The sequence below is a fragment of the Ensifer sp. SSB1 genome (assembly GCF_016652895.1).
In the GTDB taxonomy this organism is placed as follows: Bacteria; Pseudomonadota; Alphaproteobacteria; order Rhizobiales; family Rhizobiaceae; genus Ensifer.
The window spans coordinates 1-6,383 of record NZ_JAEPRP010000269.1 but is presented as its reverse complement, the minus strand read 5'-3'; the positions used below and the strand labels follow the sequence as shown (position 1 = coordinate 6,383).

4 protein-coding genes and 1 pseudogene are annotated in these 6,383 nt (G+C 63.3%); all 5 read left to right on the top strand.

Annotated elements, in window-relative coordinates:
• Positions 1 to 1,415, top strand: a 1,415-nt coding sequence (locus I8N66_RS35285; RefSeq protein ID WP_291164555.1) for a cell division protein FtsZ, incomplete at its 5' end; no start/stop codon positions are given.
• Positions 1,416 to 1,749: 334 nt separating this feature from the next.
• Positions 1,750 to 2,703: a UDP-3-O-acyl-N-acetylglucosamine deacetylase gene (gene lpxC / locus I8N66_RS35280; RefSeq protein WP_291164552.1), complete on the top strand. Its 954-nt coding sequence runs from the start codon at positions 1,750 to 1,752 to the stop codon at positions 2,701 to 2,703.
• A 173-nt stretch (positions 2,704 to 2,876) separates the two neighbouring features.
• On the top strand, positions 2,877 to 3,743 hold the full coding sequence (locus tag I8N66_RS35275) for an outer membrane protein assembly factor BamD (RefSeq protein ID WP_113540711.1): 867 nt from the start codon (positions 2,877 to 2,879) through the stop codon (positions 3,741 to 3,743).
• Between the two features lie 36 nt (positions 3,744 to 3,779).
• Positions 3,780 to 5,453 carry a DNA repair protein RecN gene (gene recN, locus I8N66_RS35270; protein ID WP_113540710.1) on the top strand — a complete coding sequence of 558 codons (1,674 nt, stop codon included), beginning with the start codon at positions 3,780 to 3,782 and terminating at the stop codon, positions 5,451 to 5,453.
• 164 nt (positions 5,454 to 5,617) lie between these two features.
• Positions 5,618 to 6,383: pseudogene (locus I8N66_RS35265) on the top strand (NAD-dependent DNA ligase LigA); the annotation flags it as partial.

Genomic DNA, 6,383 nt, shown 5'->3' with positions numbered 1-6,383 from the left:
ACAAGGGCATTTTGACCGTCGGCGTCGTCACCAAGCCGTTCCATTTCGAAGGCGCGCGCCGCATGCGTCTCGCCGACCAGGGCATCGCCGAACTGCAGAAGTCGGTCGACACCCTGATCGTCATCCCCAACCAGAACCTCTTCCGCATCGCCAACGACCGCACGACCTTTGCGGACGCCTTCGCGATGGCCGACCAGGTTCTGTATTCGGGCGTTGCCTGCATCACCGACCTCATGGTCAAGGAAGGCCTCATCAACCTCGACTTCGCCGACGTCCGTTCGGTAATGCGTGAGATGGGCCGCGCGATGATGGGTACCGGCGAAGCTTCGGGCGAAGGCCGCGCACTGGCCGCTGCCGAAGCCGCGATCGCCAACCCGCTGCTCGACGAAACCTCGATGAAGGGCGCCCAGGGCCTGCTGATCTCGATCACCGGCGGCCGCGACCTGACGCTGTTCGAACTCGACGAAGCTGCAACCCGTATTCGCGAAGAAGTCGACCCGGATGCCAACATCATCCTCGGCGCGACGTTCGACGAAGAACTCGAAGGCCTCATCCGCGTCTCGGTCGTCGCCACCGGCATCGACCGTACGGCTGCGGAGGTGGCGGGTCGTTCCGCCGACTTTCGTCCGGTAGCCGCCAAGCCGGTCGTTCGGCCGTCCGCCGCCATTCCGGCCCAGCAGCCGCAGCCGGTTGCCCAGCATCAGCCGACCCCGGTTCACCAGCCGGTGATGCAGCAGCCGGTCGCTCAGCCGGTTCAGCAGCCGGTGCAGCAGCAGGCAACTGCCGACCAGATCGCAGCGGCCATCCGCGAAGCCGAAATGGAGCGGGAACTGGATATCGCGACCCGCGCTGCCCAGGCACAGGCCCAGGCTCCGGTTCAGCCGATGCACGAAGAGAACTTTCGCCCCCAGAGCAAGCTTTTCGCCGGCGCAGCACCGGTAGAAGCCGCTCCGGTCATGCGCCAGCCGCAGCCGCAGATGCAGCCGGTTCAGGTCCAGCCGCAGCCGCAGCCGGTCATGCGCCAGGAGTCTGTCGCTCCGGTCATGCGTCAGCAGCCGGAACAGGTGCGCATGCCGAAGGTCGAAGACTTTCCGCCGGTCGTAAAGGCCGAGATGGACCGCCGCGCCCAGCCGGCAGCTCCGATGCAGGAAGAGCGCGGCCCGATGGGTCTGCTCAACCGCATCACCAGCTCGCTTGGCCTGCGTGACCGCGAACAGACCCCTGCAGCCGCCGACATGACGGCGTCTGCACCGACCGCTGCTTCCCAGCAGCGCCGGCCGCTCTCGCCGGAAGCGAGCCTCTATGCGCCGCGTCGCGGCCAGCTTGACGATCACGGTCGCGCTTCGCAGCAGGCGCGCCCGCACGAAGATGATCAGCTCGAAATCCCGGCGTTCCTGCGCCGTCAGTCGAACTGATTGGAAGGCCCGTTCCTTCACCTTGCCGAATGCCCGGGCAACTGCCCGGGCATTTTTGCATTTTCTTCATCATTTCAGATGTTTGATCCTGTGTTACGGACCGTCGCAAATACGTAACAAAGCGAAACGAACAGTGATTTGGAATGGTGCCTCCAAACTCTTATTTTCAGACTCGAAATTGGGGACGCATGCGATTCGATCAAGCGCTGTCTGTTCGAAACGCAGAGGATCGGACTTTGCTCCGAGACTCTCGGGTGCCTTGCTTGTGCCCTGAAGATTGCTGCGTTCACCGGCAGGTTTTGGCCATCGGCCACAAGTATTGAAAGTGACGAGAATGGGAATCGAATTGCTCGGGTTTCAGACGACGATTGCAAGCCCGGTAACGCTGAAGGGTATCGGCGTTCATTCGGGTGCGGAAGTGTCGATCACCTTCCACCCGGCCGAAGCCGATGCGGGCATCGTTTTCCAGCGCATCCAGGCAAACGGCCGGGTTAGCGAATACAAGGCGGTTTCCTCGCAGGTCGGCAACACTGATCTGTGCACCGTTCTCGGCATGTCGCCGGCCACCTCGATCGCCACGATCGAACATGTGATGGCTGCCATCTACGCGCTCGGCCTCGACAACCTGACGATCGAAGTTCATGGCGCTGAAATGCCGATCATGGACGGCAGCTCCGAACCCTTCATCGACGCGATCGAGCTGGTGGGCGTTCGTGCCCTTGCGGTCAAGCGTCGCTACATCCGCATCGTCAAGCCGGTCCGCATCGAATCGGGCGCCTCCTGGTCGGAGTTCACGCCCTATGACGGCATGCGCTTCGAGGTCGAGATCGAGTTCGATTGCCCGCTGATCGGCCGCCAGTCCTGGAAGGGCGACATGACGCCGTCGGTCTTCAAGCGAGAGCTGTCGCGCGCCCGCACCTTCGGCTTCATGCGCGATGTCGAACGCCTCTGGGCCGCCGGCTTTGCGCTCGGCTCCTCGCTCGAAAATTCGGTCGTCATTTCCGACGACAACGCCGTCATCAATGTCGAGGGCCTGCGTTACACGGACGAGTTCGTTCGCCACAAGACGCTCGATGCGGTTGGCGACCTCTCGCTCGCCGGTGCCCCGTTCATCGGCTGCTACCGCTCCTATCGCGGCGGCCACAAGATGAACGCCAACGCGCTGAAGGCGCTCCTCAGCGATCCGACGGCCTACGAAGTCGTCGAAACGGCGACCCCGCGTCAGCGTACCCGCGCGCGCGATATGGTTGCCGTTGCAGTTCCGGGCTTCGCGCCTTGGTCCGCATAACAAAAAAAGTTACAATCTCCTCCAGTCGCCGGCCGAAAGGCCGGCATTTTCATGATAGGGCCGCCACAAATTTGCATGAATCACCGATCATGACGTTGCGGTCTCAAGGTAACTTGCTCTAAAAGCGCATGTCTGGCGGGGTCCAAGCCCGCAGAATGGAACGGGAATATCCGATGGTTCTTGCAGTTTCTGTTGATCTGAGAAAGTCAGCGCGCGTGGCGGCCGTGATTGTTGCGGCCATTGCCGGCAGCGCCCTGATTACCGCCTGCCAGAACGATCCCGATATCGACATCACCAAGCTGACGGCGGAAACCGATCCACCGGAAGTGCTCTATAATCAAGGTCTTGCCAACCTCAACGCCGGCAAGACGACGGAAGCGTCGCGCAAGTTCGAAGCGCTCGACCGCCAGCATCCGTTCTCGGAATATGCCCGCAAGGCGCTGGTGATGAATGCCTTCGTTTCCTACCGCAACGGGCAGTACCAGGAGGCGATCAACGCCACCGGTCGTTACCTCAATCTCTATCCGCAGTCCGAAGACGCGGCCTATGCGCAGTACATCCAGGGCCTGGCCTATACCAAGCAGATCCCGGCGGTAACGCAGGACCAGAAGCCGGCAATGCGGGCGATCGAGGCCATGCAGGCCGTCGTCGATCGCTATCCGGACTCCGAATATGTCGACGACGCCAAGTCGAAGATCCGTTTTGCCCGCGACCAGCTGGCCGGCAAGGAAATGCAGGTCGGCCGCTACTATCTCGAGCGCAAGGAATACCTTGCCGCCGTTTCGCGCTTCCGCGTCGTGATCGAGCAGTATCCGAACACCAACCAGGTGGAGGAAGCGCTGGCGCGCCTGACCGAGGCCTATTACTCGATGGGCGTGACCCAAGAGGCGCAGACCGCTGCCGCCGTTCTCGGCCACAACTATCCGGACAGCCAGTGGTACTCCGATTCCTTCAAGCTGCTGCAGTCGGGTGGCCTCGAGCCGCGTGAAAGCGGCAACTCGTGGATTTCGCGCGCTGCCAAGAACCTCATCGGCGCCTGATTTCGTCAGCGCCCGTCAAGGAAGATTTAACCCCGGATGCTCGCCCAGCTTTCGATCCGCGATATCGTCCTGATTGAACGGCTTGATCTGGCTTTTGACGCCGGGCTCTCGGTGCTGACCGGCGAGACCGGTGCCGGCAAATCCATCCTGCTCGATAGTTTGTCGCTGGCGCTTGGCGGCCGTGGTGACGGCTCGCTGGTGCGCCACGGTTCGGACAAGGGGCAGGTGACGGCGGTCTTCGACGTGCCGGCCGGTCATTCGGCGCGGCTGATGCTCGGTGAAAACGGCATCGACGACGACGGCGATCTGATCTTCCGCCGCGTGCAATCAGCCGACGGCCGCACCAAGGCCTATGTCAACGACCAGCCGATCAGTGTGCAGCTGATGCGCCAGCTCGGGCAGACGCTTGTCGAAATTCACGGACAGCACGACGATCGTGCGCTCGTCGATATCGACGCGCACCGTACGTTGCTCGATGCTTTCGGCGGCACCGCCGACGAGGCGCAGCATGTCGGCAACCTCTTCCGGGCCTGGAAGGACGCCGAGCGCGGACTGAAGAAGCACCGCGAGCGCGTCGAGGCGGCCGCGCGCGAGGCTGACTATCTGCGGTCCTCCGTGGAAGAGCTGGAAAAGCTTAGCCCGCGCGACGGCGAAGAAGACGAGCTCGCCGAGAACCGGGCGCGGATGATGAAGGCCGAGCGCATCGCCGGCGACATCAACGAAGCCTCGGAGTTCCTGAACGGCAATGCTTCGCCGGTTCCGCTGATCGCCTCGCTGGTGCGCCGTCTCGAGCGCAAGAGCCAGGAAGCGCCGGGCCTGCTCGAAGAAACGGTCGAGTTGCTCGACGGGGCGCTGAACCAGCTTTCGGATGCGCAGATGTCCGTCGAGCGGGCGCTGCGCAACACCGAATTTGACCCGAAAGAGCTGGAGCGGGTGGAGGAACGCCTGTTCGCCCTTCGCGGCGCCAGCCGCAAATACTCCGTGCCGGTGGCCGAGTTGCCGGCGCTGGCTGCGCGCATGATCTCCGATCTGGCCGATCTTGACGCAGGCGAAGAAAAGTTGAAGCAGCTTGAAGGGCAGGTCGGCGTCGCCAGGTCAGCCTTCGACGCGTCGGCGCGCTCGATTTCGGAAAAGCGTCACCGGACGGCATCCGCCCTTTCCGCCGCCGTCATGGCCGAACTGCCGGCGCTCAAGCTCGAGCGCGCGCGCTTCATGGTGGAAGTGCAGAGCGACCCGGCCCAAGCGACGGCCGAAGGCATCGACCTCGTCGAGTTCCACGTCCAGACGAACCCCGGCACCCGTCCGGGGCCGATCATGAAAGTGGCTTCAGGCGGCGAACTCTCCCGCTTCCTGCTGGCGCTGAAGGTGGCGCTTGCCGATCGCGGCTCGGCGCCGACTCTCGTCTTCGACGAAATCGACACCGGCGTTGGTGGTGCTGTGGCCGACGCCATCGGCCAGCGGCTGAAGCGTCTTTCGGGCACCGTGCAGGTGCTTTCCGTCACCCACGCGCCGCAGGTCGCGGCTCGCGCGGCAACGCACCTATTGATCTCCAAGGGGCCTTCGGCCGAAAAGTCGGAGATGATCTCTACCCGCGTCGCCCGTATGGACGACAAGGCCAGAACCGAGGAAATCGCCCGCATGCTTGCCGGTGCCTCGATCACCGAAGAGGCAAGGGCGGCTGCCGCCCGACTGCTCGCCGGTAACGGCTAGCCGCTAGCACTTTTCTGTTGCAGTGGTTGCTTACGGCGCCGCGCGCCCAAAGGACGCGACGAAGGTCGCTGTGGCACTTTGAATTCCTGCATGATGTTGTCCAAATCGATTCCGATTTAAGGAATCATGCAGTAAAAACGACTCCGAATCCGGAGTCCTTGCGTATGTCCAACGAACTGAAACCCGTCGAAAACCTCACCGAAACGGAAGCGGCGGCGGAGCTCGCCTTTCTCGCGGCCGAACTGGCCCGGCACGACGCGCTCTATCACGGTCAGGACGCGCCGGAGATTTCGGATGCCGACTACGACGCGCTGAAGCGGCGCAACGATGCGATCGAGGCGCTCTTTCCAGCACTCGTGCGCGAGGACAGCCCGTCTCGGAAGGTGGGGGCGGCGCCGTCCGTCACCTTCCAGCCGGTCGTTCACGCCCGGCCGATGCTGTCGCTCGACAACACGTTTTCCGACGAGGACGCCCGCGATTTCGTTGCCTCGGTCTATCGCTTCCTCGGGCAGCTGCCCGATAATTCGATTGCCTTTACCGCCGAGCCGAAGATCGACGGCCTCTCCATGTCGCTGCGCTACGAGAACCGCCGGCTGGTGACGGCGGCGACCCGTGGCGACGGCACGACGGGCGAAAACGTCACTGCCAATATCCGCACCATCGGCATGATCCCGCAGACGCTGCCCGCCGCTGCGCCTGACATCGTCGAGGTGCGCGGCGAAATCTATATGGCGAAATCCGACTTCGCCGCTCTCAACGCCGAGATGGCGGCGCTCGGCAAGCCGCTCTACGTCAACCCGCGCAACACGGCTTCCGGCTCGCTCCGCCAGCTCGACGCCAGGGTGACGGCGAGCCGCAAGCTGCGTTTCTTCGCCTATGCCTGGGGCGAGATCTCGGAAATGCCCGCCGATACGCAGATGGGCATGGTCG

Bases quoted from the DNA above. Each gene is read 5' to 3' on its own strand.
- lpxC (WP_291164552.1), top strand. From the start codon at position 1,750: ATGGGAATCGAATTGCTCGGGTTTCAGACGACGATTGCAAGCCCGGTA.
- recN (WP_113540710.1), top strand. From the start codon at position 3,780: ATGCTCGCCCAGCTTTCGATCCGCGATATCGTCCTGATTGAACGGCTT.
- I8N66_RS35275 (WP_113540711.1), top strand. From the start codon at position 2,877: ATGGTTCTTGCAGTTTCTGTTGATCTGAGAAAGTCAGCGCGCGTGGCG.